The following is a 26,347-nucleotide window of genomic DNA, read 5'->3' on the forward strand; positions in this document are numbered from 1 at the left end:
AGTTGTCGAACCCCGGTCGGGGATTCTCATCCCCCTTTCGGAGAATATAAAAGAAAAAAGCCCGTACTTTCGTACGAGCTCTTATCTCGAATATGGCGGTGAGGGGGGGATTCGAACCCCCGATACGTTGCCGTATACACACTTTCCAGGCGTGCTCCTTCAGCCACTCGGACACCTCACCATATTGTCATCCCGTTGTTGTCGGGACGGGCGCTAATGTAAGGAAAAGCTGAACTGCCGTCAACTCACTTTTTCAGTAATTTAGCGCGTTTAGACAAACTTCAGGCAACATGATTCTTAAATGTGCTGAAAGCGTCTTTTTTATCAGCAACACCCTCTTGCAATAAATTTGTTATGCTGACACTCCAGTTAAAAAGCAAAATAAATCAGCGCAATAAAAGGCAGGAATCACTATGGATATACTCTTTTATCACCCTACTTTTGATACGGCTTACTGGATCAAGGCGCTCACGGCGGCGATCCCCGGCGCACGCGTTCGCGAGTGGAAGCGGGGTGATAACGAACATGCAGACTATGCGCTGGTCTGGCATCCGCCGGTAGAAATGCTTCAGGGACGTAACCTGAAGGCCGTTTTTGCCCTGGGTGCCGGGGTGGATTCCATCCTGAGCAAACTGAAGGCGCACCCTGAAATGCTGCCGGAAGCCACACCTCTGTTCCGCCTGGAAGATACCGGAATGGGCCAGCAAATGCAGGAATACGCCGTGAGCCAGGTGCTGCACTGGTTCCGCCGCTTTGATGATTATCAGGCGTTTAAACAGCAAGCCCACTGGGAGCCGCTGCCGGAGTATCAGCGCGAGGATTTCACCATCGGCATTCTCGGTGCCGGTGTGCTGGGATCCAGAGTGGCTGAAGCCCTCGCCCCGTGGGGGTTCCCGCTACGCTGCTGGAGCCGCAGCCGCAAGGATTATCCTGGCGTAGCGAGCTTTGCCGGAACCGATGAGCTCCCGGCTTTCCTGAAAGGCACACGGGTGCTCATCAATCTGCTGCCAAACACGGCGGAAACGGCAGGGATCATCAATGAAGCCTTGCTCAACCAGTTAGCCGATGAGAGCTACCTGATGAACCTGGCGCGCGGAGTGCATCTGGTCGAGCCGGATCTGCTGAAGGCGCTGGACAGCGGCAAGCTAAAAGGTGCCATGCTGGATGTCTACAGCCGTGAGCCGCTGCCGAAGGAGAGCCCGCTGTGGGCACATCCGCGTGTGGCGATGACCCCGCACGTGGCGGCCGTGACGCGCCCGGCTGAAGCGGTGGCCTATATATCCCATACCATCAGCGAACTGGAAAAAGGCAACGCGGTCACCGGCCAGGTCGACAGACAGCGTGGATACTGAGAGAAACCCGGCGTTTGCCGGGTTTTTGCTAATATTCGCTGCTGATAACTGCTATCCTTTGGAAAAACCGCAGAGGAGAGAGAGATGTATCCCGTTGACCTGCATATGCACACCGTCGCCAGTACCCACGCGTATAGCAACCTCCATGATTATATCGCCCAGGCGAAGCTCAAAGGCATCACGCTTTTTGCGATCACCGATCATGGCCCGGATATGGCGGATGCGCCGCACTACTGGCATTTTGTGAATATGCGGATCTGGCCACGTCTGGTGGACGGCATCGGAATACTGCGCGGCATTGAGGCAAACATCAAAAACATCGACGGTGAAATCGACTGCACCGGCCCGATGCTGACCTCGCTTGATCTTATCCTTGCTGGTTTCCATGAACCGGTCTTTGCGCCTCAGGATAAAGAGACCAACACCGCGGCGATGATCGCCACCATTGCCAGCGGCAATGTGCATATTATCAGCCACCCGGGCAACCCGAAGTACCCGATTGATATTCAGGCTGTCGCGCAGGCGGCAGCAAAACACCGCGTGGCGCTGGAAATTAACAATTCCTCCTTTGTTCACTCCCGTAAGGGCAGTGAAGCTAACTGTCGCGAAGTGGCGGCCGCCGTCCGTGATGCGGGTGGCATGGTGGCACTGGGTTCAGATTCCCATACCGCGTTCACGCTCGGTGACTTTAGCGAGTGCCTGAAAGTGCTGAATGACGTTGACTTCCCGGAAGCGCAAATCCTGAACGTCACCCCACGCCGCATGCTCGATTTCCTCGAGTCGCGCGGAATGGAGCCGATTGCCGAATTTGCCGATCTTTAATTGTGTAATGGAATAAAAAAATGAATGAGTTTTCCATCCTCTGCCGCGTGCTGGGTACGCTGTATTACCGTCAGCCACAAGACCCGCTGCTGGTTCCGCTCTTTACATTGATTCGTGAAGGGAAACTGGCGCAGAACTGGCCGCTGGAACAGGATGATTTACTGGAGCGTCTGCAAAAAAGCTGCGACATGCAGCAGATTGCGACGGATTACAATGCCCTGTTCGTGGGGGATGAGTGCCGCGTTTCGCCATACCGTTCTGCCTGGCAGGAAGGGGCAACGGAAGCAGAAGTCCGTGCTTTTCTCTCCACGCGTGGGATGCCGCTGACCGACACGCCTGCGGATCATATTGGTACGCTGCTGCTGGCCGCGTCCTGGATCGAGGACAATGCGGGGGATGATGAGAACGAAGCCATCGAAACCTTGTTCGAAACGTACCTGTTGCCGTGGGTCGGGACTTTCCTGGGGAAAGTTGAAGCGCATGCGACCTCGCCCTTCTGGAGAGCGTTGGCACCGCTGACCCGCGACGCCATCGCGGCAATGTGGGATGAGCTGGAAGAAGAGAATGAAGAGTGATGCTCGTCACATAAATTCTGCAACTCTACATTTCAATTTGCACGTAATGTGCGGATGATCTCATTTCCATGGTGCGCTTCTGCTAAGATGCGCGCCATGAACATATTACTTTGTATCGCGTTAACGACAGGCATTCTCTCCGGGCTGTGGGGGTGGGTGGCCGTGTCTCTCGGATTGCTCAGCTGGGCCGGGTTCCTCGGCTGTACGGCCTATTTCGCCTGCCCGCAGGGGGGCATAAAAGGGCTCTTTATCTCAGGTTGCACGCTGATGAGCGGTGTTATCTGGGCGCTGGTGATCATGAAAGGCAGCGCGCTGGCGCCGCATCTGGAGCTGCTGGGGTATATCATGACGGGTGTTGTCGCCTTCCTGATGTGCGTCCAGGCTAAGCATCTGCTGCTTTCGTTCGTGCCGGGCACCTTTATGGGAGCATGCGCGACGTTTGCAGGGCAGGGTGACTGGAAGCTGGTGGTCCCTTCGCTGCTGCTGGGGTTGCTGTTTGGCTATGCAATGAAAAACAGCGGACTTTGGCTGGCATCGAGGCGGGAAAAAGCGCAAAACGTCACGGCGGTGAGTGAATAAAAAAAGGCGAGATAATCATCTCGCCTTTTTTATACGCTTCCTGTCAGGATTCCGGAGGCACTGACATATCGCGGTATTTCACCAGTATCGGGTTCTGGACGTCCGCTTTATTTTGTAAATCCCACAATCCGCGATCGATACCGTCGTTGATTAAGAAGATCACGCCGGTTTCAATGGCTGACATCAGGCACATCATGACCGGTTCGTTAGAGGTGTAGCCAATTTCACCCTCCAGCAAACGCTGGTAATCGATGAAGCGGAACACCCCTGCCTGCACTTCATAGGACAGGATAGTTTTGCTGGTGTTCACCGAAGAGAGCACTTCACCCGTACTGACGTTGACCACACGCAGGTTAACGGCGATTTGGTCGAGCTGATACTGGGTATCCGCGCCGATACCGAAGTAACGCGCACCCGCACCACCCGATTTAACGTTACTTTCGTAACCAATAATCGATCCTTCAATCATCACGTTCGCCGCCGCCAGCGATTGCAGAGGCATACGGTTATTGTCCGCGACGGTGCCATTTTCCTGTGCGGCACGGATAATTTTGCGTTCATTTAACAGGTTCTGTAGCCCCTGGCGTTCCAGAGGAATAAACCAGTGTGAATCCTTGAGCGCGGTTACCAGCATCGCGGTGGCGCTTTGCGGCACAGCCGTGGAAAAGTTACTTGCCGGGTAAGGTTTAAATTGCCCGGTTTCATCCTGAATATTATATACGGAGACAAATATTTTCCCCGTCGGGGACGGTAAATGCGTTAAATCACGATAACTCTGGGCCCGAGGCATTAAAGTGGGTTTTGCAGCTTCTTTAGGGGGAGCAGTTAAACAACCGCTCAATAAGCACACTGCAACAAATATCAGGAAGCGCTGCATGATCGTTGTCCTTATTTAGCTGTTGTTTAGAAGTCAGTTGAATTAGTTTGTAGACCGGAAACCTGAATGGTTGAGGTTTTACCGGTTTTACGATCGGTCACGTTCAACTGGAGCTGTCCGTCCCTGTTCGCGATGTCGACAATAAAGTCGTTGGTCACCATTCGGCCGGGTTTGCCGGTATTAATGTTGGTCAGCAACCCGCCCAAAATCTGCGACTGGATAGCCTGCGTGAAGTTGTCCAGTGCGGACGGGGTATCCACGCCAAGATCCTTAAAGCTGGGATCTTTATAAGAGTTTTGCGCCTGAGCTTCATTCAACATGAACGCGCCGTTGTTAGGGTTACCCCCAAAGTTAGGGTTACGGAACTGGAATGTCATGTTCCCGGCCCAGCTTAAGGGTGTTATTAGCATTATCGAAACAACTGCATATGCAATACGCATGACAGCCTCCGCATATCGGTTCGCTAGAACTCGTCTTTTGCTAAATCGCGGGTGCTTAATAGGGCTTTATCTATTTGCAGGCGATTAATAGCGTCTTCTGATTGGGCCAGCGCTAAGGCGACGTTTTTATCGAAGTCTATTTTCGTGGGGAATAAAAATGTTTGATAGATAACGGTCTGGTTCGCCGTTATTGTTATCCAACTTCCCCATCGTGCACTGGGCCGCTCGTTGATTGTTATATTTCCGGTGTAGGTGCTGTCCCATTTATCACTGAAGGCGCGATAAAAATTGTGCCCGACAGAGGAAACAGTGTGGTCTGTTAACAATCCGGGAACTTCGACCTCGACGGCCTGTAGGTTCCCTGCAGCGAGGAGAAAGCCCGCTGCGGCAATCCAACTCACGGTGCGTTTCATGTGATTAACGCCTGAGGTTATCGTTTGCCCACGAAACAGCCTGAGTTCGGTTTTTAACAGCTATCTTCTTGAAAAGATTATAAAGGTGCGTCTTTACTGTATTTTCGCTGATAAATAACGAACGGGCGATTTCAATATTTGAAGCACCAATGCGTAATTTGTTCAGGATCTCTTTCTCACGGTGTGTGAGCAGTGCAGACTCTGAGCTGTTATAGCGATAATTGCCGGAATGCGTGATGAGATAGCTGGCAAGTTTTTGCGAAAAATAACATTCTCCGCGCAAAATACCCTGCAAGCCCTCTACCACCCGATCTTCTTCTTCAGTAACGTAGAACACGCCATTGATATGCGGCCAGCTTTCAATATCTCTGAAAGGATATTCATCAGGCGTATTCAACAATAGCACGCGGATATTGTTGTTTTTCCTGCTTAAAACATCCTGCCAGTAATGGATGAGCTTTTTATCAGCTTCCATCATATCAAACAGAATAATGCTGCCAGGGGCAATATCATCAAAAGAACGTTGAATATTATGCAATTTCCCGTTCAGTGATAATGATTGCTTTAAATGTTGTAATAACGCTGTCGCTTGCAAAGAAGGTTTTGTGATCAACAGTAATGTATGACCATGTAAACTATGGACTTCATTAAACATGATGAAACCCCGCTTTTTTTGGCACCTGGCAGCTGTCCTCCTGATTAAAAGAGGACTCCAGAAGTACTGACAGATGTTGCACTGCTGTGTGTAGAATCAAACCATAACCTCCACAGGGAGGTAAATATAAAACCAATTTCGTACATCTAATTTCAATCTAGCTTTTACGAAGTTTAAAGCAAGTGTTAAACGTGTAACAGAATGTAAAAATCAATATTAATTTGTTAAATCAGGATGTGTGCAATGATTCAATTTGATACAAAAGTTGTACATGTGAATATGGCTGCACAGATTTTAAAAATCATACAAATATTTTTATCTTATTGAATTTCTGTGTTATTTTTTATTTTTTGAATGCTGAGTTCAGGTATGAGTGACGGGATATTTCTAATCCTTTAAATGAATGACTTTCTGACTTAAGAAAACACGCGCTGTGTCACGCACGATGACAAAATGTTCTTTTGCCGTTGCGTTTAAACAATACGGGGGGCAGTGTGGAGAGCCTTCCTGCCGTTGTTCAATCACCTCTGTGAAGGGAGTGAATAAAAAAATAAGCTGGCCTGTTTAAAGTGTTTTTTGCTGGAAATTACAACTTTGTGGTGATCTGATAAATAAAAATAAGCCGCGCGGGTGAGATATTTAAAATGTTTCAGCGGACATACTCTTCACCGTAACGACGCGTTAACACAAAACGAGTCGCTTTAACAAATATCCATGTAACATGGTTATGAAATGATTAAATAACCAGGTCCAGGGTGACAACATGAAAAACACATCGTTATTTATGATGTTTACATTACTGGGTGCGCCTGGATTTGTAACCGCAGCAAATTCAGATTTAGCCAGGGCTGAATATAACTTTGCGGTTAATGAATTAAGCCTTTCATCATTAAATCAGGCAGCCATTATTGGTCAGCGGGGCGTATCAAATGACGCTCAGGTTCGCCAGGACGGTTCAAAATTACTGTCCATTGTTTCCCAGGAAGGGGGAGGTAACAGGGCGCGGGTTGATCAATCAGGGACTTATAATTTTGCGTATATCGCTCAGAGCGGCTTCGCGAATGATGCTGATATTACGCAAGACGGATATGGTAATAGTGCGAAAATTATCCAGAAAGGGTCGGGTAATAGAGCAAGCATCACGCAGTACGGTACACAGAAAACCGCAGTTGTAGTGCAAAAACAGTCGCAAATGGCCATTCGCGTTATTCAACGTTAGTTATTCGCGGCGACTTAAATCAATCCGATGGGGGTTTTACCATGAAATTTATCAAAGTGGCAGCTCTTGCAGCAATCGTAGTTTCTGGTAGTGCTATGGCTGGTCTTATTGATCAAGGTGGCTGGGGTCACGGACACGGTCATGGTCACGGCGGTTATGGCCCAAATTCAACCCTGAATATTTACCAGAGCGGTGGCGGTAACTCAGCGGTCGCCTTGCAGACTAATGCCAGAAATTCAACTCTGTCTATTAGCCAGAGTGGTGGCGGTAATGGCGCGGATGTTGGACAAGGCTCTGACGACAGCACCATTTCCCTGACCCAGAATGGTTTTGCCAACAGCGCAACGCTTGATCAGTGGAACAGTCACGACTCAACAATGAATGTTAGCCAGTACGGTGGATTTAACGGCGCGCTTGTTGATCAGACTGCCTCTAATTCTACCGTCAATGTTACCCAGATTGGTTTAGGTAACCACGCATCAGCTTATCAGTATTAATACTGAAATCTGTGCTACAAAAAAACAGGGCGTGCGCCCTGTTTTTTTTCGGGAGTTCATCATGAATACCTTAATTCTTCTTGCCGCGCTTTCCAGCCAGATAACCTTTAAAACGTCTTTGCAGGACAATATGACCACCATTATTCCGCAGGTGATGCTGACGGAGTCGTGTGATTGTCAGGTTCAGATTATCGCCGTGCGGGAAGGGCAGGGGGGCCAGAGTACTTCCCGGCAGCAAAATACACTTTTTATACCCGCTAATCAGACGATTGATTTAACGCGGTTGAGTTTAAATATTAACGCAGGAGACACGGTCAACATTATGGTCACCGTTTCTGATGGTAAATCGATTCATCTATCGCAGCAGTGGTCTCCCGCGGGGAGCGCGCTTTAATTATTTATAAAATCAATGCGTTGTGAATGTGGCGGGGCTGTGCCGTTGAGCTATGCTGATATCAGGAACCTGGCCGTTATGTTCCGTAACGTGAAACTTCGTTTGCCCTAACGAAGCGCGTTTGCCCCTCAAGGACGATTTTCATTGAGGAGTATTTATAATGCACAACGCTTTCGCTCAACTCGCGACAGGTCTGGGCCTGATCGTCTCTGCTTTTAGTCTTCCGGCTTATTCGACCACTATTGTTGATGGCGGTGTCATTCATTTTCGCGGGGCCATCGTGGCAGACCCCTGTGAAGTTACAGCGCAGCAGCGTCAATTTGCCATGTCATGTCCGGATAATAACCGGATGCAAACCCGGATGGTCAGCTATGAAGAGGCGCTTAATGGCAAGGTGGCCGATTCGAATCTGGCGACGCTCCATATGAAATACCTTAACCCTGAAAAAACGCTCGCCGTTGTTGAAATCCAGTATCGCTAATGCCTGCTATTTCGCCTTACCGCGAAAGAGGATTTTTTCTGATAGTTTTTTCTCCCGGACGCCTCTGCGATACACTTAAGAAAAAGGCGGGTTGCAGAGGGGCTTTATGAAACCGCAAATAGACGTTATCCATGGCGATATCACGACAATGCATGTCGATGTCATCGTCAATGCGGCCAATCCCTCCCTGATGGGGGGAGGCGGTGTGGACGGGGCTATCCACCGGGCTGCCGGACCGCAGTTACTGGAAGCCTGTAAAATCGTGCGGCAGCAGCAGGGTGAATGTCCTCCCGGCCATGCGGTCATCACCCTCGCGGGCAATCTGCCTGCCAGAGCGGTGATTCACGCGGTTGGACCTGTCTGGCACGGTGGTGACCAGCACGAAGCGAGTATTCTGGAAGAGGCTTACCGAAACTGTCTGCGGCTGGCCGCCGACAACGGCTATAAAACAATGGCGTTTCCGGCCATCAGTACCGGTGTGTATGGCTATCCGAAAGCTGCCGCTGCGACTATCGCCGTCGAAACCGTTTATCGCTATCTGTCGCTTAAGCCGATGCCTGAGAAAGTTTTCTTTGTCTGTTTCGATGAAGAAACCACGCACCTGTATCAACGGTTGCTGACCCAGCGCGGGCAGGAACTGGACACCTGAAACACACGCGGCGCACTCAGTGCGCCGCGTGTGTTTATGCCGCTTTCGTCTGCGGTTTTCCGGAAAAGAGGAAACGCAGGAGCGGGATCCGCAGGTGGATTTCGTAGAGCACAATCGCAATCCCCACCACAAAGACCAGCCCGGTAAAGAAGCCCAGCGTGTTAGATGCGATATGCGGTGTGATATAAGCCCCGAAGAACAGCGTTAAGGGGTGATGCACCAGATAGATAAACAGTGACGCGTTGACAAAGTAGGTTACGCGGCTGGACTTGAAGTTCAGCAAACGGTGTCCCAGCGCGAAAACCACGTTTACCATCCACAGGCCCAGCAGCATAGTGATGACGCTCTCCGTCTCATACATCCAGGCGTCGCCGCTACCGTAGCGCTGGTTCAACAGATAGGCCACGAACGCCAGGGCGGACCCCAGCGCACACCACGGTGATGGAGTGGTAAACAGCGATTTAAGTTTTGGATGAATAAAGGCCAGCGCGCCGATTAAAAAGAACGGTATGTAGAACAGCGATTGCATGACTACAAAATTAAATAACCCGTCACTCAGAATCGGCGGATAGACGATAAACAGGGTACGTCTTACCGCGGCATAGGCGATCCCCAACAGCAAAAAGAGCACGGACAGTTTGCCCATGGTCAGGTTTGCGAAAAAGGTGTCGGCTTTATGACTCAAATGATGGCGCAGGCGGCTGAAAATCACCAGACTGACCGTTGTGAGTACCACCAGGACCAGCAGGAACCACAGGTGAGAGACCAGCTCCCAGACCAGCGTATTGTACTTTTCATACAGTGACAGATTCGGCCAGTTCTCCGCCTTGCCTTTGACGTATTGCAACATGATGAACTGCGGCAGCGTCAGCAGCGGGATGGCGGTCAGCATGGGTATCCCCACGCGCTCCACGCGCACTTTCCACCAGCGCTTGAGCGGATATCGCAGAAACAGCATGTAAGAGAAATAGCCGGAAATGACAAAAAACACCTGCATACGGAAGGCGTGAATAAAGTCATTAAACAGCGTCAGCCACCAGGAGGGCATCGTACTATTAACATGCCAGGTGTGGCTGGAGTAAATCAGTGAAATGTGAAAAGGGATCCCCAATAGCATCAGCCATGCCCGGATCGAGTCGAGGAAATATTCACGTTCTGTAGGTGTTGTGCTCATATAACGTTGTGCATTCTCAGACTTTTCGTCTTATCCCTAAGACTCATAATGGTTACATTCGAAGCCAACCCTACACCAAGACCGACACCCTGTCTCCAGGATAAGCACGCAAAGTGAATAGAGGGTTCTTTCATTGCTTAATCCATGAGCCAGCAGCTGAACAAAGCAGTGATAATGTTGTCGGATTGCCTGAGTTTCCATTAAAATGGATCGGATCGATATAAGCACACAAAGGGGGAAGTGCTTACTTATTATGAAACATAAACCACAGATGATGAAAATGCGTTGGTTAGGTGCTGCAGTGGTGTTATCACTGTATACCTCATCGGCACTGGCCTTTAACATCGACGATGTCGCAAAACAGGCAAAATCGATGGCAGGCAAGAGCTACGAAGCGCCGAAAAGTAACTTGCCCTCCGTTTTCCGCGACATGAAGTATGCGGACTATCAGCAGATCCAGTTCAATCACGACAAAGCGTACTGGAGCAATATTAAAACCCCGTTCAAGCTTGAATTTTATCATCAGGGTATGTACTTCGACACGCCTGTTGCCATCAATGAAGTGACGGCGACAGCGGTACGTAAGATCAAATACAGCCCGGATTACTTCAATTTTGGCAATGTGCAACACGACAAAGATACGGTGAAAGACCTGGGCTTCGCAGGCTTTAAGGTGCTTTACCCGATCAACAGCAAAGATAAAAACGACGAAATCGTCAGCATGCTTGGTGCCAGCTATTTCCGCGTGATTGGCGCGGGGCAGGTGTACGGGCTTTCTGCGCGTGGCCTGGCCATTGATACCGCGCTGCCATCAGGTGAAGAATTCCCGCGTTTCCGTGAGTTCTGGATTGAACGTCCAAAACCAACGGACAAACGTCTGACCATTTATGCGCTGCTGGATTCCCCACGTGCAACCGGGGCTTATCGCTTTGTGATTATGCCGGGCCGTGACACGGTGGTTGACGTTCAGTCTAAAGTTTACCTGCGTGATAAAGTGGGCAAACTGGGCGTTGCGCCGCTGACCAGTATGTTCCTGTTTGGGCCGAACCAGCCGTCGCCGGCAACCAACTTCCGCCCGGAACTGCACGACTCCAACGGTCTGTCTATTCATGCCGGTAACGGTGAGTGGATTTGGCGTCCGCTGAACAACCCGAAACATCTGGCGGTGAGCAGCTTTGCTATGGAAAACCCGCAAGGTTTTGGCCTGCTGCAGCGTGGTCGTCAGTTCTCCCGCTTTGAAGATTTGGACGATCGCTACGATCAGCGTCCAAGCGCCTGGGTCACGCCAAACGGTGACTGGGGTAAAGGTAAGGTTGAGCTGGTTGAGATTCCAACCAACGACGAAACCAACGATAACATCGTGGCTTACTGGACGCCGGATCAACTGCCGGAAGCCGGTAAAGAGATGAACTTCAAGTACACCATCACCTTCAGCCGCGACGAAGATAAGCTTCATGCGCCGGATAACGCGTATGTAATGCAGACTCGCCGTTCAACGGGTGATGTGAAGCAGTCTAATCTTATCCGCCAGCCTGACGGTACCGTGGCCTTCGTCGTGGACTTCACAGGCCAGGATATGAAGAAACTGTCGCCGGATACCGCCGTTGCCGCTCAGGCCAGCATCGGTGATAACGGTGAAATCGTTGAGAACACCGTGCGTTACAACCCGGTAACGAAAGGATGGCGTCTGACCCTGCGCGTGAAAGTGAAAGATCCGAAACAGACCACTGAAATGCGTGCTGCGCTGGTCAGTAACGATCAGCCGCTGAGTGAAACCTGGAGCTATCAGCTACCTGCCAATGAATAATACATCTGAATATATTGATGCCATGCCGCTGACGGATATTGAGAAAGCGGCACTGCCTGAGAGCAACATTCGCGCGGTTCACGCCGCGCTGGATGGTGAACATCGTCAGTTTTCCCGTGATGATGATACGCCGCTGGGGTCAGTAAAGGCGCGTCTGGAGCAGGCATGGCCAGACTCGCTGGCAGAAGGGCAGTTGATTAAAGACGACGAAGGACGCGATCAGCTTCAGGCAATGCCGAAGGCGACCCGTTCCTCGATGTTCCCTGATCCCTGGCGCACCAACCCGGTTGGCCGCTTCTGGGATCGCCTGCGCGGGCGTGATGTCACGCCGCGCTATCTGTCACGCCTGACGAAAGAAGAGCAGGCGTCCGAACAGAAATGGCGTACGGTGGGGACTATCCGTCGCTATATCCTGCTGCTGCTGACGCTGGCACAGACGGTCGTCGCGACCTGGTATATGAAAACCATCCTGCCTTACCAGGGCTGGGCGTTTATCAACCCGACGGACATGATGGGCCAGGATCTCTGGGTCTCCTTCATGCAGCTGCTGCCGTACATCCTGCAGAGCGGCATCCTCCTGCTGTTCGCCGTCCTCTTCTGCTGGGTCTCGGCCGGTTTCTGGACCGCGCTGATGGGCTTCCTGCAACTGCTGATGGGGCGTGACAAATACAGCATTTCGGCGTCAACGGTCGGGGATGAACCCCTCAATCCTGAGCACCGTACTGCGCTGATTATGCCTATCTGTAACGAAGACGTTGACCGCGTGTTTGCGGGCTTGCGTGCAACCTGGGAGTCCGTAAAGGCGACCGGCAACGCGGAGCATTTCGACGTTTACATCCTGAGCGACAGCTACAACCCGGATATCTGCGTGGCAGAACAAAAAGCGTGGATGGAGCTGATTGCGGAAGTGCAGGGCGAAGGTCAAATCTTCTACCGTCGTCGCCGTCGTCGTGTGAAGCGTAAAAGCGGCAACATCGATGACTTCTGCCGCCGCTGGGGTAACCAGTACAGCTACATGGTGGTGCTGGATGCGGACTCTGTCATGAGCGGCGACTGCCTGAGCGGGCTGGTGCGTCTGATGGAAGCCAACCCGAACGCGGGTATCATTCAGTCTTCGCCAAAAGCCTCCGGTATGGACACGCTGTATGCGCGCTGTCAGCAGTTTGCGACGCGTGTTTACGGGCCGTTGTTCACGGCGGGTCTGCACTTCTGGCAGCTGGGTGAATCCCACTACTGGGGTCACAACGCCATTATCCGCGTGAAGCCGTTCATCGAACACTGTGCGCTGGCGCCGCTGCCGGGTGAGGGGTCGTTTGCCGGCTCTATCCTGTCGCACGACTTCGTGGAAGCGGCGCTGATGCGTCGTGCTGGCTGGGGCGTCTGGATTGCCTACGACCTGCCGGGATCATACGAAGAGCTGCCGCCGAACCTGCTGGACGAGCTCAAGCGTGACCGCCGCTGGTGTCATGGTAACCTGATGAACTTCCGTCTGTTCCTGGTTAAAGGGATGCACCCGGTTCACCGTGCGGTGTTCCTGACGGGCGTGATGTCTTATCTGTCGGCACCGCTGTGGTTCATGTTCCTTGCGCTGTCGACTGCGCTGCAGGTCGTTCATGCCCTGACGGAGCCGCAATACTTCCTGCAACCGCGCCAGCTGTTCCCGGTGTGGCCGCAGTGGCGTCCGGAGCTGGCGATTGCGCTGTTTGCCTCCACCATGGTGCTGCTGTTCCTGCCTAAGCTGCTCAGTATCATTCTGATCTGGTGCAAAGGCTCGAAAGAGTACGGCGGTTTCTTCCGCGTGACCCTTTCACTGCTGCTGGAAGTGCTGTTCTCCGTGCTGCTGGCACCGGTGCGTATGCTGTTCCACACCGTATTTGTGGTCAGCGCGTTCCTGGGCTGGGAAGTGGTCTGGAATTCACCGCAGCGTGATGACGACTCCACGCCGTGGAGTGAAGCCTTTATGCGTCACGGCTCTCAGCTGCTGCTGGGGCTGGTATGGGCGGCCGGGATGGCCTGGCTGGATCTGCGCTTCCTGTTCTGGCTGGCGCCGATCGTCTTCTCGCTGATCCTGTCGCCGTTTGTGTCCGTCATCTCCAGCCGTGCAACGGTGGGGCTGCGTACTAAACGCTGGAAACTGTTCCTGATCCCGGAAGAGTATTCCCCGCCGCAGGTGCTGGTGGATACCGATACCTATCTGGAGCAGAACCGCAACCGCTCGCTGGATGACGGCTTCATGCACGCTGTGTTTAACCCGTCATTCAACGCCCTGGCCACGGCAATGGCGACCGCGCGTCACCGCGCCAGCCAGGTCCTGGAGATTGCCCGCGATCGTCACGTTGAGCAAGCGCTGAACGAGACCCCGGAAAAACTCAACCGCGACCGTCGTCTGGTGCTGTTGAGCGACCCGGTCACGATGGCGCGTCTTCACTATCGTGTGTGGTCTGCTCCGGAGAGATACTCTTCGTGGGTAAACTACTATAAAGAGCTGAAACTGAACCCGCTGGCGTTGAAGGCGAAGTAAGTTGTTAACCAGGGCGGGTAAGCGAAGCGTCGCCCGCCAGATAAAATACCGGCTTAATCGCCGGTATTTTTTTAGAGGTTACCCATGAGAATCATTATCGTCGTCATGATGGCATGCCTGCTTAGTGGCTGCGGCAGTATCATCAGCCGCACCATCCCAGGGCAAGGTCACGGCAATCAGTATTACCCGGGCGTTAAATGGGATCTCCGTGATTCCGCATGGCGCTACCTCACCGTACTCGATCTGCCGTTTTCGCTGATTTTCGACACGCTGTTGCTGCCGATCGATGCCAGCCACGGCCCTTATGAGTAGCGTAAATTAACGCTCGTCCCATTCGTCAGCTGCGGTTTGTCCTTCTTCAGTATCCAGCGGCGGTTCGAGCTGAAATTCGCCCTCATCCCATTCATGCAGGGTGTTTTCTTCCAGCCATTCCTGCCGTAACTCGATTTCATCGTAGTCGCCATCAAAGACGGCCTGCGCACCTTCACCGCTCAGGACCGGCAAACATTCCCCTTCTTCACCTTCATCGGCAAAAAATTCGGCCTGCCACATAATATCCCCATCCTGCAGAACGTATTTTTGGATATTAAGTTGTTGCACGTCAGCATCTTCTTCCTCAACGCCGGGATTGTCGGCGAGGAACTCTTCGCGAGCGGCATCAATAGCTTCTTCCAGCGTGGCGTACATGGTCATTGGTGTCTCCCTGTTTTCCTGAAGGTTTAAGGGAAAGAATAGCTGAATATCAGATTCTGCAAGTATGAATGCAAAAATAAGCTGTCAGGCATTCGTCTTATTCCGTTGCGGGCCGTAACGCACGGGATAAACTGAACCATGAATAGATCGCATTAAACAGCACCACGCCTGCCGTGACGATAAAGACGGCGCGAAAACCGAAGCTGGCGGAGATCCCTGCCCCGAGAAGCGGTCCGGTGACATTACCGATGTCGCGGAAGGACTGGTTATAGCTGAATATCCGCCCGGCAATCTGGTTTGTGGAGTTGTAGACCAGCAGGGTCTGGACGGCAGGCAGCAACGCCCCGTCGGCGGCACCCAGCAAAAAGCGCAGCACGCCCAGCTGCCAGGGGGATTGCACCATCGACATGGGGATAAGCAGCAGCACGGAAATCACCAGCGCACAGATCAGGATTTTCTCCGGACCGACGCGGTCCCCGAGTTTCCCTAACCGCGGGGCGCTAAGCAGCGCTGCCACGCCGGGCACGGAGGCAATCAGTCCACTGATAAAGGCGATGTTACTGACGTTGCCCGCGAGATCGCGGACGTACAGCGTCAGAATCGGGGCGATTGAACCGGTTGCCACCTGAATAATCAGGGTCGTCACGAACAGGCTCAGCACCAGTCTGGGGTTTTTAAGCGAGGCCAGCACGTCTCTGGCGTGAAGCATCTCTTTTTTGGCGACGGGTGTGAAATTTTCACGGATACAGAGCAGGGTGACAACAAAGCACAGGAACAGCACGCTGGCGGTGATAAAGAACACCGGTCGCAGGCCGTAGCTATCGGCCAGTAACCCACCGGCCAGAGGCCCCAGCAGGGCACCACTCACGCCGCCGGTTGAGAGCGTTCCCAGCGCCCAGCCGCTCTTATGGCGAGGAATTTGCGTGGCGATGAGAGCATTCGCGTTAGGAATAAATCCGCCCAGCAAACCCAGCAATGCGCGCAGGATCAGGAACTGCCAGACGTTTTGCGCCACGCCCATCAGCGCCATGATCATCGCCATCCCCAGCGCTGAACGGAGCAGCATAATTTTACGGCCCTTGCGGTCGGCAAGGCCGCCCCAGAAGGGCGAGGCAATCGCGGAAAAGAGGAACGTGATGCTGAACACCAGGCCAGACCACATATTCAGCGCACTGTGACCCGTCACGCCCAGCTGTTCGACGTAGAGCGGGAGGAAAGGCATGACCAGGCTAAACGCCGCGCCAGTGAGAAAACAGCCAAGCCACGCAACCGCGAGGTTACGCTTCCAGTTTATGGGGGCATCTGAGGGTGACATAACAATCCGCATAGTGAGGTGCAGAACACCTGAGGCATAAAGTAATAAGCCTGCTAATTATGCGCCTGAGTTATGATTGCCGCAATGAAGGTGAGCTTTTAAAGCTAAAACAGCAGGCGGCCCTGAGAGCCGCATGATGAATTAATAGCGGGACGGTGTCCCTTTTGGCCGCGTTTTAAAGCGGCGGTGCAGCCACATATACTGCTCTGGCGCGAGCAGGATGCATTTCTCGACAATGCCGTTCATCCAGCGGGCGGTTGTCTCGGCGTCATCCAGCGGCGGCGCAAGTTCCGGCTCCAGCATAATCAGCTCGTAGCCTGAACCATCCGGCTTACGGCGGGGAACAAAGGGCACGATGGCGGCTTTGGACATGCGCGCCAGCATCCACGTACCGGTCGTTGTAGCGGCCTCTTCAACGGCGAAGAAGGGAACAAATACGCTGGATTGCGGACCATAGTCGTGGTCGGGGGCATACCAGACCACTTCACCGGATTTCAGCGCGCGGATCATGCCCTTCAGATCCTTACGGTCGATCATGCTTTTATTGGAGCGCATGCGCCCGTTGGTCTGGATTAAATCGATGACCGGGTTATCATTAGGACGATAAACGCCAATGCCGGGTGCCTGCATGCCAAACATCCGCGCGCCGATCTCCAGCGTCAAAAAATGTACGCCAATCAGCAGAACGCCCGTCTGGCTGGACTGAAGCGTATGCACAGGCTCCATGCCGGTTCCCGTCACTTCGCTCCAGCGAGCCATGCGTTTATCCGGCCAGAACCACGCCATACCGGTTTCCATCAGCCCCATCCCGACGGATTCGAAATTCTTCGTGACCAGCTGGTGACGCTCTGACTCACTCATCTGCGGGAAGCACAGCTCAAGGTTGCGGTACGCAATCCTGGCGCGGCGCTTCATCACCTTTTGTGCGAGACGGCCCAGAGCGTTACCCAACCGGAAAATAACAGGGTAGGGAAGCTGTACCAGTAGCCATAAAAAGCCGATGCCAAGCCAGGTCAACCAATAGCGGGGATGCAAAAGGGCGGCAGTAAATTTTGGTAACTGGGTCATGTCTTTCCTGTGTTTAAACGTCCTGTTCCGCTAGTGTCTCACTTTTTGAGACGTAGCCAAAATATCTGCTTTCGAAACGTGCACGAATACAGCAATTGTTAACCCTGATTAATCAGGGAGTGTGAAATGTAGCGTAAATTGTGTGGATGTAAATTGGTTTTGTTTGCTATATGATGCCGACCGATTTTTTCATTCTCTCTGACGAACCCAGGACTGTACACCATGCCAGTGTTACACAACCGCGTATCGAATGAGATGTTAAAAGCGCGTATGTTGGCTGAAACCGAACCGCGCACGACCATCTCCTTCTACAAATACTTCACGATCAACGATCCGCAGGCGACCCGCGATGCGCTTTATCAGGTATTCACGGCGCTGAACGTCTTCGGACGCGTCTATCTTGCCCGCGAAGGTATCAACGCGCAGATTAGCGTACCGGAAAGCAAAGTGAGCGCTTTCCGCGAGTGTCTTTATCAGTTTGATCCGGCCCTTGACGGCTTACGCCTGAATATTGCGCTGGACGATGACGGGAAATCTTTCTGGGTGCTGCGCATGAAAGTGCGCGAACGCATCGTGGCGGATGGCATTGACGATCCTGAGTTTAACCCGGCTGATGTCGGTGAATATCTGAAGGCTGCAGAAGTGAATGCGATGCTGGACGATCCGGATGCCGTATTCATTGATATGCGTAACCACTATGAGTATGAGGTGGGGCATTTCGAGAACGCCATGGAAATCCCCGCCGATACCTTCCGCGAGCAACTGCCCAAAGCGGTTGAGATGATGCAGGAACATAAAGATAAAAAAATCGTGATGTACTGCACCGGCGGTATCCGCTGCGAGAAAGCCAGCGCGTGGATGAAGCACAACGGCTTCAATAAGGTCTGGCACATTGAAGGCGGCATTATCGAGTACGCCCGCCGCGCCCGTGAGCAGGGTTTACCGGTACGTTTTATCGGCAAAAACTTTGTCTTTGACGAGCGTATGGGGGAACGTATTTCTGAGGACGTGATTGCCCATTGCCATCAGTGCGGTGCGCCGTGCGATACCCATACCAACTGCAAAAACGATGGATGTCATCTGCTGTTCATCCAGTGCCCGGCCTGCGCCGAGAAGTTTAACGGCTGCTGTAGCGAATTGTGCAGTGAAGAGAGCATGCTGCCGGAAGAAGAGCAGCGCCGTCGTCGCGCAGGTCGTGAAAACGGCAATAAGATTTTCAATAAGTCCCGTGGCCGTCTGAATACCAAACTGGGGATCCCAGACCCGGAATAATGATAACGCCCGGCAGCGTAAAAACCTGCCGGGCGTATTTATCACGACTTCTGCTGAACCCCTTCAACGGAAATAATCAGCTCCACGTCCTGAGAGGCCGGGCCCAAATCCGTTGTGATATTAAAATCTTTCAGGTGAATTTTTCCCGCCGCTTCAAAGCCCGCACGTTTACCGCCCCACGGATCGTCTCCCTGACCCAGTAATTTTGCTTCAAGGGTGACAGGTTTCGTGACGCCATTGAGCGTCAGGTTGCCGGTAATATCCAGCTTATCGCCCGCTTTCTTTACTTCCGTCGACGTAAAGGTCGCCTGCGGGAATTTAGAGACATTCAGGAAATCGGCACTGCGCAAATGTTTGTCGCGCTCTGCATGATTCGTGTCGACGCTGTTGGTATTAATCGTCACATTGACTTTATCGGCGGCAGGATTTTTATCGTCAAATGTGAACGTGCCGTCAAAATCTTTAAAGGTACCGTACAGCCAGCTATATCCCAGATGCTGAATACGGAAATTGACGAAAGCATGCTGGCCCTCTTTATCAATTTTATAATCAGCCGCCACGGCGGAACCGGCGGTCAATAACAGAGAACCCAGTGCGATACCCAGCAGGTGTTTTTTCATTTTATGCTCCAGAGTCAACAGACGAGCGGCCAAGCATGCGCTTGAGCGTATCGTCTTTATCAATAAAGTGGTGTTTGAGGGCGGCAAGCCCGTGCAGTACAGACAAGATCACAACGCTCCAGGCAAGCCAGAGATGAACGATCCCAGCCGTGTCTGCCTGAGATCCGGCATCGCTGATCGTTGCCGGAACGTCAAAAAGACCAAAGACGCTAATCGGCTTACCGTCCGCTGTCGAGATCAGGTAGCCGCTAATCAGGATGGCGAAGAGCAGCGCGTAGAGCGCAATATGTGCCGCGACGGCACTTACGCGGGTCATTTTACCGTGGCTTTTCGGCGGCGCGGGCGGCGGGGAAATATGTCGCCAGATCACGCGAAACACCAGCCCCAGCATCAGCAGAACGCCAATGCTTTTATGTAACTCCGGCGCCTGGTGATACCAGCCATCGTAATAGCTGAGCGTGACCATCCAGAGGCCAAGACCAAACATACCGTAGACGGCAAGAGCAAATATCCAGTGCAAAGCTATGGATATTATTCCGTAGCGTCGGGAGGAGTTACGCAATTGCATCAGAATGTCCATTTTCAAATTAACCGAAGAGTAAAAATGAACGGGGCGGCAAAATATTGCAACTGAAAAAATGATATATTGATTTTTATTTTTCTTATTTCAGCAATTTTGAAAAGAAACGCTAAAGTTAATTCAGTCGCTTCGTGCAAGTCGAAATAATGAATTTCAAAAAAGATAAATTAATGTCAATTACTGTCAGTGCGGGTTTTCAATAAAAGACAATGTACACGAAATCGATAATAGCCAGCAGCGCCCACAATAAGAGGTAGAGCATAAAATGCTCGCGAATATTATTGATGAGGAAATTTACGATCCTGCGCATATCGCTCCGCAATACAGTGTGAATGAAACGGGCCCCGGGAAGTCCGAAGCCCGCGAGGGATTATCCGTTAAAACGCGAGAGTGAAAAGGGCGTCAGATCAAACTGCGGCGTGATACCCTGGGCAAACTGCGCGGCAATTTCCCCCAACACGGAGGCAAACTTAAATCCGTGACCGCTCAGCCCGGTGATAAGCAGAGTGTTGTCATGGCCTGGCAACGTATCAATGATAAAGTCCTCATCCGGCGTGTTGTCATAGGTACAGGCTGCGCCATACAGCAAGCCGCCGACACCGGGAAGGATGTTACGCAGGAACGAGAAGGCTTCTGAGCCATCCTGCGGGAAGGCGCCGAAGGGTTTGCGCTCTTCAGGGGAGGCGATCGGCTGGCCTCCGTTGTGTTTACCGATTTTCAGCGCGTCTTTCTCGGAAGGGAAACCGTAGAACTGGTCGCCATTCGGCAGCTCGCCGGTAAAGGCCGGGAATTTATTCTGTGCGCTGAAACGACCATCTGACTGGAACCAGGAGAAGACCTTACGCACCGGCTGAATGGGCAGGTCTGGCATCAGACGGGTGACCCAGGTTCCCGCGCTGACCAGCAGGCGAGACGCGGAATATTCGCCGTCGAGGGTCTTCACGGTGACGCCGTCAGCGTCATGGGTGATGGCGTCCACCGGGCAGTTAAACAGCTGCGCACAGCCAGCTTTCGCGGCAAGATCGATCCAGGTTTTGATCGCGGTTTCGCAATGCAATACTCCGGAATTGGCTTCAAAGAGACCAATGTAATCGTCCGGGACGGTAATTTCAGGCCAGCGCGCCGTAACGCCCGCGGCGTCGAGTTTCTCAACGTCAAGATTAAAGGCCTTCGCGCTGCGTTCGACATTGGCGAGAAATTCCGAACGGGCCGGACCAAGGTTGATAACCCCGGTACGCTCGAAAATGCGATCTTCGGTCTGTTTCGCCAGTTCATCCCATAGCGTCTGGGCGCGGAGCACCAGAGGAACATAGCGCTCGCCTTCACCGTAGGCATGGCGCATGAGGCGGGTGTCTCCATGATGGCTACCCTCCGCATGAGGCGGAAGATGGGCATCAATCATCAGAACGTTCAGACCCGCCTGCGTCGCGTAATAACCGGCGGCCGAACCTACGGAGCCGCTACCAATAATGATTAGGTCGTATCTCATATCTTTCTCGTAAACTGATGTTTTGTTAGCAGAGTAATTAACAACGCGGGGTTAGACAAGGGAGAAATAAATAAGGCACCGCGAGGGTGCCTGTTGAGTGAAAAGTGGGCATACGGTTAGTGCCGTTTATACTCATTTTCCTGATAGTCGCCAGATTCTATTTTGGCAATACCTGCCTCCAGAATAGAAATAAACTGACGAGCGACGTCTGTTGTTAGCCACAGCGTCTGTCCAACTTCCGCTTCTTCACGGTTGAGTTGATTCGGGGTCTGGTAGTGCAAACGCAGCATCAGCGCATCGTAGCTATCTACGGTACTGATATCCCAGCCAACAAGTGGGTGGGTCTGGATGACTTCACTATTCTTTTCCATTATAACCCCCTTAATGCGTGTTAGAAGACAACGGCTCTGAGGTTCAATGCATGTTTTTCTGAAAGCATCTTCAGTATACCAAGTAATAAGGGTTCCAACGGGAAAAATAAACAGGTGGCAACACATTTTTCTGCTTTTTAGGATTGTTCGAACAATAAAACACCATCTCGTTCACGATTTTTAAAGAAGATGCCGAATTAATTTGAATTTCCAGAATGTTTAGACGAAAAAAAGCCGGGGCGACCCGGCAAAAAACACAATGAGGGAGCAGTGTTAATCTGTGATGAACCAGTCGTCGGCGCTTTCCCACGTTTCCTGCAGAATTTCGCTGATGCGATCTTTATCTTCTTTCGCGCCGCCAATGACGGAGAGGTTGTTCGCTGAGGCGTAACGCACCGTTACGGCACCCGCGTTGTCGGGAAAGGTATTATTAATACGACGGGACAATTCGCCTGCCAGTGCATCAAGCGCGCCGGCAGGCAGAACGGTCGTTTTGGCTATGGTGACTTCAATACGCATAAAGGCCCCCTGTGTAATATACTGTTTATTTATACAGGTATATTCTCGGTTTGACAACAAGGGGCATTGTTTTTTTAACGTTTTACCGTCCAGTTTACGGTTTCACCCGCCAGGAATGGGATCAGCGTGTCATCCGTCAGCGCGATGGACTCCTCAACGAGGCTTGTCTTACGCTCCAGTTCGATGAAGGTCTCGTTGACCGGCAGGCCGTAGAAGCGCGGGCCGTTGAGAGAGCAGAACGCTTCGAAATGCTCCAGCGCGTTCATCTCTTCAAACACGGTCGCGTAGCTGGCAAGCGCAGTTGGGGCGTTGAAACAGCCTGCGCAACCGCAGCTTGCCTCTTTACGATGGCGGGCGTGAGGGGCGGAATCGGTGCCCAGGAACGCACGGGAGAACCCGCTGGCCACCAGCTCGCGCAGCGCCTGCTGGTGGATGTTGCGCTTAAGAATAGGCAGGCAGTACAGGTGAGGGCGCACCCCGCCGACCAGCATGTGGTTGCGGTTAAACATCAGGTGCTGTGGCGTAATGGTCGCGGCGATAAGTTCGTTGCCGTCACGCACGTACTCTGCTGCGTCTTTGGTGGTGATATGCTCGAAGACCACTTTCAGCGCCGGCAGGCGCTGGCGCAGAGGCTCCATGACGGTCTCAATAAAACGGGCTTCACGGTCGAAGATGTCAATCTCGGCATGCGTCACTTCCCCATGAACCAGCAGCGGCATGCCCAGTTTCTGCATGCGTTCCAGAACCGGCATGATGGCATCAATACTGGTGACCCCGTGGCTGGAATTGGTGGTGGCATTCGCCGGGTAGAGTTTAGCCGCCGTAAATACGCCTTCGTTGAACCCGCGCTCCACTTCGTTCGGATCCAGGGAATCGGTCAGATAGCAGGTCATCAGCGGGGTAAAATCATGTCCCGCGGGAACGGCATCAAGGATGCGCTGGCGGTAGGCCATCGCCGCATCAACGGTGGTGACTGGTGGCACCAGGTTAGGCATGACAATCGCGCGGCCATAAATTTCGCTGGTATAAGGCACGACAGTTTTCAGCATATCGCCATCACGCAGATGGATATGCCAGTCGTCAGGGCGGCGGATTTTAAGAACCTGGGGTTGTGCAGTCATGGAAGCTCCGGCTTGTCAGGGATCAGTCATAAGGATGGCTGTTTTTGCCGGACACAAATCATAAGCGGAAACGTTTTCCTTTGCACACTTTTCCGTAAAAAAAAAGGGCGCCGCAGCGCCCCTTCAGGTTAATCGGTGAAAGGAATAATAATTTCTCCTGGCTTCACCTCTATGCCTTTAGCATATTTTTTCGCCAGGGCTTCCCCTTTGCTTTTGTCTTCACTTAAGACATACGCGGGCTGCTGGTTAAAGTAATTACGCAGTGACTGATTCAGATAAGGCATCAGGGTTTGCAGAACCGGTGCCATCTTGTCCGGGGAAACCTTCGCATCGACGACTTCCATCTCCTGCAGGAAAATCGCCCCTTTCTCCTTGTTGAAAACGGGCAGTGCCTTCAGCTTGAGCTTGATGTTGGCTTTCTGATTGCCAAAAAGGGATGACATGTCGAGGTCCGCATCTCCTGACAGGGTGACTTTGTTTGGCTCTTCACGTCCGATCTGACTGGTCAGATTCGAGAGCACGATATGCGCGTCCGCAAGCCCCGGCACGCCAATGTCTTTAGAAAAATTATTATGTTTTTCCAGCGCCTGATTAATTTCCTGTTCACTGACGGTATATTGCGTGAGCTGGTTACAGCCAACCAGCAGACCGCTGACAATGAATGCAGCAGCAAAGACAATCTTCTTCATAGTGTTCCTCAACGAAAAATCGGCGCTTCTGTCCTGTTACGCCAGTATGTCAGTGTGAAATGGCAGAAACCAGCAGAAAAAACTGAGAAATGGGGCGGGAAGGGCTCCCGCCCGAGGGAAAGGCTACGCGCCGGGTTCGAGCATGCCGCTCGCGCTGCGTTTCTGGCTGAACTGCCACCACAGGGCAAGGAGCGTCATAAAGCCCACCACGCCGAGCATCATCCAGGGAAGCTCAGGTTGCTGTAACGCTTTGCCGGCATCAAACAGCCAGCCGCCGCCGGTGTATCCCAACGCGCCGCCAAGGGCCAATCCCAGGCGGCTGAACCCCATATAGCTGCCGCGTGCGCGCGCATCCGCGAGCGAGGCGCTCAGCGTTTCACGGGCAGGTTCGGCGATGATGGAGCCGATATAGAACGTGCAAATCAGTGTAAACAACTGCTGAAGCGAGTTCACCAGGCCAATAGGCATCATGCTCAGCGTCATCAGGAACAGCCCGGCCATCAGGCGATGTTCCAGACGAAAACGCCGTTCGCTCCAGCGGGCAATGGGATAGAGCAGCGTCAGAGAAAGCGCGGCTTCAATGGCGTACATCCATTTAACGGCAGCAGGGGTGCCCGCAATGTCGTTCACCATGATCGGCAGCATCAGCATCACCTGCACGGCAAGCATGTAATACCCCGTCAGGGTCAACACATAGGTGACAAAGCGTTTGTCATGCAGGACGCGCCCCAGCCCTTCCCGGACCGGCGCTTTGACCGTCGACAGCTTCCACGCTGGCAGGAACAGGCCATTAAACAGCGCGCACAGAACAAAGAGCACCGCACCCGCCGCGCAGACCAGACGGAAGTCATACTGCAGAAGCCAGCTTCCCAGCAGTGCGCCGACAACCGCTCCGGCACTGTCCTGCATCATCAGAATTGAGAAAAAACGACCGCGGTGCAGCGGACGAATGAGCTTCACCACCAACGCGGTGCGCGGCGGATCGAACAGGGTCCCCCCGATACCGGAGAGGAAGCAGGAGAACCAAAGCAGCCAGGGCTCGTGGGCGATGGCCATCGTGGCAAAACCTGCCGCGCGGAGCAGCATGCCGGTCACGATCATTGGTTTAGCGCCAAAACGGTCAGCGATGGCACCGCCAAAGACGCCGAGACCTTGCTGCACAAACTGGCGTAACCCCAGCGCGATGCCGACCATCAGCGCTGCCCAGCCCATTTGATCGACGAAGCGAATTGAGATGAGGGGGAATACGACAAAAAAGCCGAGCACGACGAGCATGTTATCGACCAGCAGGAAATATTTACCCAGGCTCCTGGCCTGTGATACGCGGGACATTTTCCCTCCAGGGAAAATAAGATGGTGAGCACGCTAACATTCTGCGGTGTCGCTGCGTTTTTGCCCACCCCTGGGCGTGACAATATTTTTTTATCAAAAGCGCGCTTTGATAGAGAGTTCTCATCGAAAAAGAGGAAAAGGAGGCAAAATGGTATGTCACTGTTTTCACAGACGGCAGCGGCGCAGGTATAGTAAAGCTAATGGGTAAGCAGAAGTGACGGGAAGGAGTGGTATCGATGTTTGGCTATCGCAGTAATGTGCCAAAAGTGCGTCTGACAACGGACAGGCTGGTCGTTCGTCTGGTGCATGAGCGTGATGCCTGGCGTCTGGCGGATTATTACGCCGAGAATCGCCAGTTTTTAAAACCCTGGGAACCCGTTCGGGATGAGAGTCATTGTTACCCTTCCGGCTGGCAGGCGCGCCTCAGCATGATCACCGAATTTCACAAGCAGGGCAGCGCGTTTTATTTCGCCCTGCTGGATCCTGAAGAGAAAGAGATTATCGGGATCGCCAATTTTTCAAACGTGGTGCGGGGATCGTTCCACGCCTGTTACCTTGGCTACTCCATTGGCCAGAAATGGCAGGGGCAGGGGCTGATGTACGAGGCGCTGACGGTGGCTATCCGCTATATGCAACGCACGCAACATATCCATCGCATTATGGCGAACTACATGCCGCATAATCAGCGCAGCGGGAATTTGCTGGCGCGGTTAGGGTTCGAGAAAGAAGGCTATGCCAAAGACTATCTGCTGATAGACGGAGAGTGGCGCGACCACGTTCTGACGGCATTAACCACCCGGGACTGGACTGCAGGTCGTTAAGG

General features: G+C 52.7%; 31 protein-coding genes and 1 tRNA gene. 14 read left to right on the top strand and 18 right to left on the bottom strand.

Annotated elements, in window-relative coordinates; genetic code table 11:
• Nucleotides 1-93 precede the first annotated feature (93 nt).
• Nucleotides 94-181: transfer RNA gene (locus C1N69_RS08320), tRNA-Ser, on the bottom strand.
• A 232-nt stretch (nucleotides 182-413) separates the two neighbouring features.
• Between C1N69_RS08320 and ghrA the strand changes: the two genes are divergently transcribed.
• The 4 genes from ghrA to C1N69_RS08340 all read left to right on the top strand — a co-directional run bounded on the left by ghrA (nucleotide 414) and on the right by C1N69_RS08340 (nucleotide 3,328).
• Nucleotides 414-1,352, top strand: a complete 939-nt coding sequence (gene ghrA / locus C1N69_RS08325; protein ID WP_155030989.1) for a glyoxylate/hydroxypyruvate reductase GhrA — start codon at nucleotides 414-416, stop codon at nucleotides 1,350-1,352.
• Nucleotides 1,353-1,436: 84 nt separating this feature from the next.
• Nucleotides 1,437-2,174: a phosphatase gene (locus C1N69_RS08330; protein ID WP_047958251.1), complete on the top strand. Its 738-nt coding sequence runs from the start codon at nucleotides 1,437-1,439 to the stop codon at nucleotides 2,172-2,174.
• A 20-nt stretch (nucleotides 2,175-2,194) separates the two neighbouring features.
• Nucleotides 2,195-2,749: a TorD/DmsD family molecular chaperone gene (locus C1N69_RS08335; RefSeq protein ID WP_025755860.1), complete on the top strand. Its 555-nt coding sequence runs from the start codon at nucleotides 2,195-2,197 to the stop codon at nucleotides 2,747-2,749.
• Nucleotides 2,750-2,845: 96 nt separating this feature from the next.
• A complete protein-coding gene (locus C1N69_RS08340) occupies nucleotides 2,846-3,328 on the top strand; it encodes a DUF1097 domain-containing protein (RefSeq protein WP_141237249.1) in 483 nt (160 codons plus the stop codon).
• A 43-nt stretch (nucleotides 3,329-3,371) separates the two neighbouring features.
• On the opposite strand, the gene csgG is transcribed toward C1N69_RS08340, so the two are convergent.
• Genes csgG through csgD form a run of 4 tightly spaced genes read right to left on the bottom strand, consistent with a single transcriptional unit; the run spans nucleotide 3,372 to nucleotide 5,713 of the window.
• Entirely contained in the window at nucleotides 3,372-4,205 is an 834-nt protein-coding gene (csgG, locus tag C1N69_RS08345) for a curli production assembly/transport protein CsgG (RefSeq protein ID WP_025755858.1), read from the bottom strand.
• Between the two features lie 26 nt (nucleotides 4,206-4,231).
• Complete coding sequence (csgF, locus tag C1N69_RS08350) at nucleotides 4,232-4,645, bottom strand: curli production assembly/transport protein CsgF (protein WP_025755857.1); 414 nt, start codon at nucleotides 4,643-4,645, stop codon at nucleotides 4,232-4,234.
• Between the two features lie 23 nt (nucleotides 4,646-4,668).
• Nucleotides 4,669-5,058 carry a curli production assembly/transport protein CsgE gene (gene csgE, locus C1N69_RS08355; protein WP_025755856.1) on the bottom strand — a complete coding sequence of 130 codons (390 nt, stop codon included), beginning with the start codon at nucleotides 5,056-5,058 and terminating at the stop codon, nucleotides 4,669-4,671.
• A gap of 4 nt (nucleotides 5,059-5,062) precedes the next feature.
• Nucleotides 5,063-5,713: a biofilm master transcriptional regulator CsgD gene (csgD, locus tag C1N69_RS08360; RefSeq protein WP_045284619.1), complete on the bottom strand. Its 651-nt coding sequence runs from the start codon at nucleotides 5,711-5,713 to the stop codon at nucleotides 5,063-5,065.
• A gap of 763 nt (nucleotides 5,714-6,476) precedes the next feature.
• Here csgD and csgB point away from each other — a divergent pair.
• From csgB to ymdB, 5 genes are all read left to right on the top strand, one after another.
• Nucleotides 6,477-6,932: a curli minor subunit CsgB gene (csgB, locus tag C1N69_RS08365; protein WP_025755854.1), complete on the top strand. Its 456-nt coding sequence runs from the start codon at nucleotides 6,477-6,479 to the stop codon at nucleotides 6,930-6,932.
• 41 nt (nucleotides 6,933-6,973) lie between these two features.
• Nucleotides 6,974-7,429, top strand: coding sequence for a curli major subunit CsgA (csgA, locus tag C1N69_RS08370; protein WP_025755853.1), 456 nt, complete (start codon nucleotides 6,974-6,976; stop codon nucleotides 7,427-7,429).
• A gap of 61 nt (nucleotides 7,430-7,490) precedes the next feature.
• A complete protein-coding gene (gene csgC, locus C1N69_RS08375) occupies nucleotides 7,491-7,823 on the top strand; it encodes a curli assembly chaperone CsgC (RefSeq protein ID WP_094918345.1) in 333 nt (110 codons plus the stop codon).
• A gap of 160 nt (nucleotides 7,824-7,983) precedes the next feature.
• The gene (locus C1N69_RS08380) at nucleotides 7,984-8,304 is read left to right on the top strand and encodes a type 1 fimbrial protein (RefSeq protein WP_025755851.1); all 321 of its coding nucleotides are present in this window, start codon (nucleotides 7,984-7,986) and stop codon (nucleotides 8,302-8,304) included.
• A 106-nt stretch (nucleotides 8,305-8,410) separates the two neighbouring features.
• Nucleotides 8,411-8,953 (top strand): O-acetyl-ADP-ribose deacetylase, encoded by a 543-nt coding sequence (gene ymdB, locus C1N69_RS08385; protein WP_025755850.1) that lies wholly within the window; start codon nucleotides 8,411-8,413, stop codon nucleotides 8,951-8,953.
• Between the two features lie 34 nt (nucleotides 8,954-8,987).
• Here ymdB and mdoC read toward each other — a convergent pair whose 3' ends face one another.
• Complete coding sequence (gene mdoC, locus C1N69_RS08390) at nucleotides 8,988-10,127, bottom strand: glucans biosynthesis protein MdoC (RefSeq protein WP_059385696.1); 1,140 nt, start codon at nucleotides 10,125-10,127, stop codon at nucleotides 8,988-8,990.
• A gap of 253 nt (nucleotides 10,128-10,380) precedes the next feature.
• On the opposite strand from mdoC, the gene mdoG reads away from it, so the two are divergent.
• The 3 genes from mdoG (at nucleotide 10,381) to C1N69_RS08405 (ending at nucleotide 14,767) form a co-directional block, all read left to right on the top strand.
• Nucleotides 10,381-11,934, top strand: a complete 1,554-nt coding sequence (gene mdoG, locus C1N69_RS08395) for a glucans biosynthesis protein MdoG (RefSeq protein ID WP_021240787.1) — start codon at nucleotides 10,381-10,383, stop codon at nucleotides 11,932-11,934.
• Nucleotides 11,927-14,455 carry a glucans biosynthesis glucosyltransferase MdoH gene (mdoH, locus tag C1N69_RS08400; protein ID WP_047958254.1) on the top strand — a complete coding sequence of 843 codons (2,529 nt, stop codon included), beginning with the start codon at nucleotides 11,927-11,929 and terminating at the stop codon, nucleotides 14,453-14,455. Before mdoG ends, mdoH begins: the two co-directional genes overlap by 8 nt.
• Nucleotides 14,456-14,539: 84 nt before the next feature.
• Complete coding sequence (locus tag C1N69_RS08405) at nucleotides 14,540-14,767, top strand: YceK/YidQ family lipoprotein (RefSeq protein ID WP_024908995.1); 228 nt, start codon at nucleotides 14,540-14,542, stop codon at nucleotides 14,765-14,767.
• 6 nt (nucleotides 14,768-14,773) lie between these two features.
• Here C1N69_RS08405 and C1N69_RS08410 read toward each other — a convergent pair whose 3' ends face one another.
• The 3 genes from C1N69_RS08410 to C1N69_RS08420 all read right to left on the bottom strand — a co-directional run bounded on the left by C1N69_RS08410 (nucleotide 14,774) and on the right by C1N69_RS08420 (nucleotide 17,531).
• Nucleotides 14,774-15,148 carry a MysB family protein gene (locus C1N69_RS08410; RefSeq protein ID WP_008500834.1) on the bottom strand — a complete coding sequence of 125 codons (375 nt, stop codon included), beginning with the start codon at nucleotides 15,146-15,148 and terminating at the stop codon, nucleotides 14,774-14,776.
• A gap of 97 nt (nucleotides 15,149-15,245) precedes the next feature.
• A complete protein-coding gene (gene mdtG / locus C1N69_RS08415) occupies nucleotides 15,246-16,463 on the bottom strand; it encodes a multidrug efflux MFS transporter MdtG (RefSeq protein WP_095441024.1) in 1,218 nt (405 codons plus the stop codon).
• Nucleotides 16,464-16,604: 141 nt separating this feature from the next.
• Complete coding sequence (locus C1N69_RS08420; RefSeq protein ID WP_047958258.1) at nucleotides 16,605-17,531, bottom strand: Kdo(2)-lipid IV(A) acyltransferase; 927 nt, start codon at nucleotides 17,529-17,531, stop codon at nucleotides 16,605-16,607.
• A gap of 222 nt (nucleotides 17,532-17,753) precedes the next feature.
• On the opposite strand from C1N69_RS08420, the gene trhO reads away from it, so the two are divergent.
• Complete coding sequence (trhO, locus tag C1N69_RS08425; RefSeq protein WP_155030990.1) at nucleotides 17,754-18,803, top strand: oxygen-dependent tRNA uridine(34) hydroxylase TrhO; 1,050 nt, start codon at nucleotides 17,754-17,756, stop codon at nucleotides 18,801-18,803.
• Between the two features lie 41 nt (nucleotides 18,804-18,844).
• Here the strand turns inward: trhO and C1N69_RS08430 are convergent, their stop codons facing one another.
• The 9 genes from C1N69_RS08430 to mdtH all read right to left on the bottom strand — a co-directional run bounded on the left by C1N69_RS08430 (nucleotide 18,845) and on the right by mdtH (nucleotide 25,524).
• Nucleotides 18,845-19,423, bottom strand: a complete 579-nt coding sequence (locus C1N69_RS08430; protein WP_155030991.1) for a YceI family protein — start codon at nucleotides 19,421-19,423, stop codon at nucleotides 18,845-18,847.
• Between the two features lies 1 nt (nucleotide 19,424).
• Nucleotides 19,425-19,991: a cytochrome b gene (locus C1N69_RS08435; RefSeq protein WP_155030992.1), complete on the bottom strand. Its 567-nt coding sequence runs from the start codon at nucleotides 19,989-19,991 to the stop codon at nucleotides 19,425-19,427.
• Between the two features lie 208 nt (nucleotides 19,992-20,199).
• Entirely contained in the window at nucleotides 20,200-20,313 is a 114-nt protein-coding gene (locus C1N69_RS08440) for a DUF2770 family protein (protein WP_032672401.1), read from the bottom strand.
• A gap of 60 nt (nucleotides 20,314-20,373) precedes the next feature.
• Nucleotides 20,374-21,492: an N-methyl-L-tryptophan oxidase gene (solA, locus tag C1N69_RS08445; protein WP_094918351.1), complete on the bottom strand. Its 1,119-nt coding sequence runs from the start codon at nucleotides 21,490-21,492 to the stop codon at nucleotides 20,374-20,376.
• Between the two features lie 116 nt (nucleotides 21,493-21,608).
• Nucleotides 21,609-21,863 (bottom strand): biofilm formation regulator BssS, encoded by a 255-nt coding sequence (gene bssS, locus C1N69_RS08450; protein ID WP_008500827.1) that lies wholly within the window; start codon nucleotides 21,861-21,863, stop codon nucleotides 21,609-21,611.
• A gap of 273 nt (nucleotides 21,864-22,136) precedes the next feature.
• Nucleotides 22,137-22,382, bottom strand: coding sequence for a DNA damage-inducible protein I (dinI, locus tag C1N69_RS08455; RefSeq protein ID WP_025755841.1), 246 nt, complete (start codon nucleotides 22,380-22,382; stop codon nucleotides 22,137-22,139).
• A gap of 74 nt (nucleotides 22,383-22,456) precedes the next feature.
• A complete protein-coding gene (gene pyrC, locus C1N69_RS08460) occupies nucleotides 22,457-23,503 on the bottom strand; it encodes a dihydroorotase (RefSeq protein WP_155030993.1) in 1,047 nt (348 codons plus the stop codon).
• Between the two features lie 128 nt (nucleotides 23,504-23,631).
• The gene (locus tag C1N69_RS08465; RefSeq protein ID WP_025755839.1) at nucleotides 23,632-24,192 is read right to left on the bottom strand and encodes a lipoprotein; all 561 of its coding nucleotides are present in this window, start codon (nucleotides 24,190-24,192) and stop codon (nucleotides 23,632-23,634) included.
• Nucleotides 24,193-24,315: 123 nt separating this feature from the next.
• Nucleotides 24,316-25,524, bottom strand: coding sequence for a multidrug efflux MFS transporter MdtH (gene mdtH, locus C1N69_RS08470; RefSeq protein ID WP_155030994.1), 1,209 nt, complete (start codon nucleotides 25,522-25,524; stop codon nucleotides 24,316-24,318).
• A 236-nt stretch (nucleotides 25,525-25,760) separates the two neighbouring features.
• Between mdtH and rimJ the strand changes: the two genes are divergently transcribed.
• Nucleotides 25,761-26,345: a ribosomal protein S5-alanine N-acetyltransferase gene (rimJ, locus tag C1N69_RS08475; RefSeq protein ID WP_008500822.1), complete on the top strand. Its 585-nt coding sequence runs from the start codon at nucleotides 25,761-25,763 to the stop codon at nucleotides 26,343-26,345.
• The last annotated feature ends 2 nt before the right edge of the window (nucleotides 26,346-26,347 follow it).

Origin of the sequence: Enterobacter sichuanensis, from assembly GCF_009036245.1 — a bacterium.
Taxonomy (GTDB): domain Bacteria; phylum Pseudomonadota; class Gammaproteobacteria; order Enterobacterales; family Enterobacteriaceae; genus Enterobacter; species Enterobacter sichuanensis.

What these genes read in the sequence shown, in the direction of transcription:
- ghrA (WP_155030989.1), top strand. Translation starts at nt 414, where the DNA reads ATGGATATACTCTTTTATCACCCTACTTTTGATACGGCTTACTGGATC.
- C1N69_RS08330 (WP_047958251.1), top strand. Translation starts at nt 1,437, where the DNA reads ATGTATCCCGTTGACCTGCATATGCACACCGTCGCCAGTACCCACGCG.
- C1N69_RS08335 (WP_025755860.1), top strand. Translation starts at nt 2,195, where the DNA reads ATGAATGAGTTTTCCATCCTCTGCCGCGTGCTGGGTACGCTGTATTAC.
- C1N69_RS08340 (WP_141237249.1), top strand. Translation starts at nt 2,846, where the DNA reads ATGAACATATTACTTTGTATCGCGTTAACGACAGGCATTCTCTCCGGG.
- csgG (WP_025755858.1), bottom strand. Translation starts at nt 4,205, where the DNA reads ATGCAGCGCTTCCTGATATTTGTTGCAGTGTGCTTATTGAGCGGTTGT.
- csgF (WP_025755857.1), bottom strand. Translation starts at nt 4,645, where the DNA reads ATGCGTATTGCATATGCAGTTGTTTCGATAATGCTAATAACACCCTTA.
- csgE (WP_025755856.1), bottom strand. Translation starts at nt 5,058, where the DNA reads ATGAAACGCACCGTGAGTTGGATTGCCGCAGCGGGCTTTCTCCTCGCT.
- csgD (WP_045284619.1), bottom strand. Translation starts at nt 5,713, where the DNA reads ATGTTTAATGAAGTCCATAGTTTACATGGTCATACATTACTGTTGATC.
- csgB (WP_025755854.1), top strand. Translation starts at nt 6,477, where the DNA reads ATGAAAAACACATCGTTATTTATGATGTTTACATTACTGGGTGCGCCT.
- csgA (WP_025755853.1), top strand. Translation starts at nt 6,974, where the DNA reads ATGAAATTTATCAAAGTGGCAGCTCTTGCAGCAATCGTAGTTTCTGGT.
- csgC (WP_094918345.1), top strand. Translation starts at nt 7,491, where the DNA reads ATGAATACCTTAATTCTTCTTGCCGCGCTTTCCAGCCAGATAACCTTT.
- C1N69_RS08380 (WP_025755851.1), top strand. Translation starts at nt 7,984, where the DNA reads ATGCACAACGCTTTCGCTCAACTCGCGACAGGTCTGGGCCTGATCGTC.
- ymdB (WP_025755850.1), top strand. Translation starts at nt 8,411, where the DNA reads ATGAAACCGCAAATAGACGTTATCCATGGCGATATCACGACAATGCAT.
- mdoC (WP_059385696.1), bottom strand. Translation starts at nt 10,127, where the DNA reads ATGAGCACAACACCTACAGAACGTGAATATTTCCTCGACTCGATCCGG.
- mdoG (WP_021240787.1), top strand. Translation starts at nt 10,381, where the DNA reads ATGAAACATAAACCACAGATGATGAAAATGCGTTGGTTAGGTGCTGCA.
- mdoH (WP_047958254.1), top strand. Translation starts at nt 11,927, where the DNA reads ATGAATAATACATCTGAATATATTGATGCCATGCCGCTGACGGATATT.
- C1N69_RS08405 (WP_024908995.1), top strand. Translation starts at nt 14,540, where the DNA reads ATGAGAATCATTATCGTCGTCATGATGGCATGCCTGCTTAGTGGCTGC.
- C1N69_RS08410 (WP_008500834.1), bottom strand. Translation starts at nt 15,148, where the DNA reads ATGACCATGTACGCCACGCTGGAAGAAGCTATTGATGCCGCTCGCGAA.
- mdtG (WP_095441024.1), bottom strand. Translation starts at nt 16,463, where the DNA reads ATGTCACCCTCAGATGCCCCCATAAACTGGAAGCGTAACCTCGCGGTT.
- C1N69_RS08420 (WP_047958258.1), bottom strand. Translation starts at nt 17,531, where the DNA reads ATGACCCAGTTACCAAAATTTACTGCCGCCCTTTTGCATCCCCGCTAT.
- trhO (WP_155030990.1), top strand. Translation starts at nt 17,754, where the DNA reads ATGCCAGTGTTACACAACCGCGTATCGAATGAGATGTTAAAAGCGCGT.
- C1N69_RS08430 (WP_155030991.1), bottom strand. Translation starts at nt 19,423, where the DNA reads ATGAAAAAACACCTGCTGGGTATCGCACTGGGTTCTCTGTTATTGACC.
- C1N69_RS08435 (WP_155030992.1), bottom strand. Translation starts at nt 19,991, where the DNA reads ATGCAATTGCGTAACTCCTCCCGACGCTACGGAATAATATCCATAGCT.
- C1N69_RS08440 (WP_032672401.1), bottom strand. Translation starts at nt 20,313, where the DNA reads ATGCGCAGGATCGTAAATTTCCTCATCAATAATATTCGCGAGCATTTT.
- solA (WP_094918351.1), bottom strand. Translation starts at nt 21,492, where the DNA reads ATGAGATACGACCTAATCATTATTGGTAGCGGCTCCGTAGGTTCGGCC.
- bssS (WP_008500827.1), bottom strand. Translation starts at nt 21,863, where the DNA reads ATGGAAAAGAATAGTGAAGTCATCCAGACCCACCCACTTGTTGGCTGG.
- dinI (WP_025755841.1), bottom strand. Translation starts at nt 22,382, where the DNA reads ATGCGTATTGAAGTCACCATAGCCAAAACGACCGTTCTGCCTGCCGGC.
- pyrC (WP_155030993.1), bottom strand. Translation starts at nt 23,503, where the DNA reads ATGACTGCACAACCCCAGGTTCTTAAAATCCGCCGCCCTGACGACTGG.
- C1N69_RS08465 (WP_025755839.1), bottom strand. Translation starts at nt 24,192, where the DNA reads ATGAAGAAGATTGTCTTTGCTGCTGCATTCATTGTCAGCGGTCTGCTG.
- mdtH (WP_155030994.1), bottom strand. Translation starts at nt 25,524, where the DNA reads ATGTCCCGCGTATCACAGGCCAGGAGCCTGGGTAAATATTTCCTGCTG.
- rimJ (WP_008500822.1), top strand. Translation starts at nt 25,761, where the DNA reads ATGTTTGGCTATCGCAGTAATGTGCCAAAAGTGCGTCTGACAACGGAC.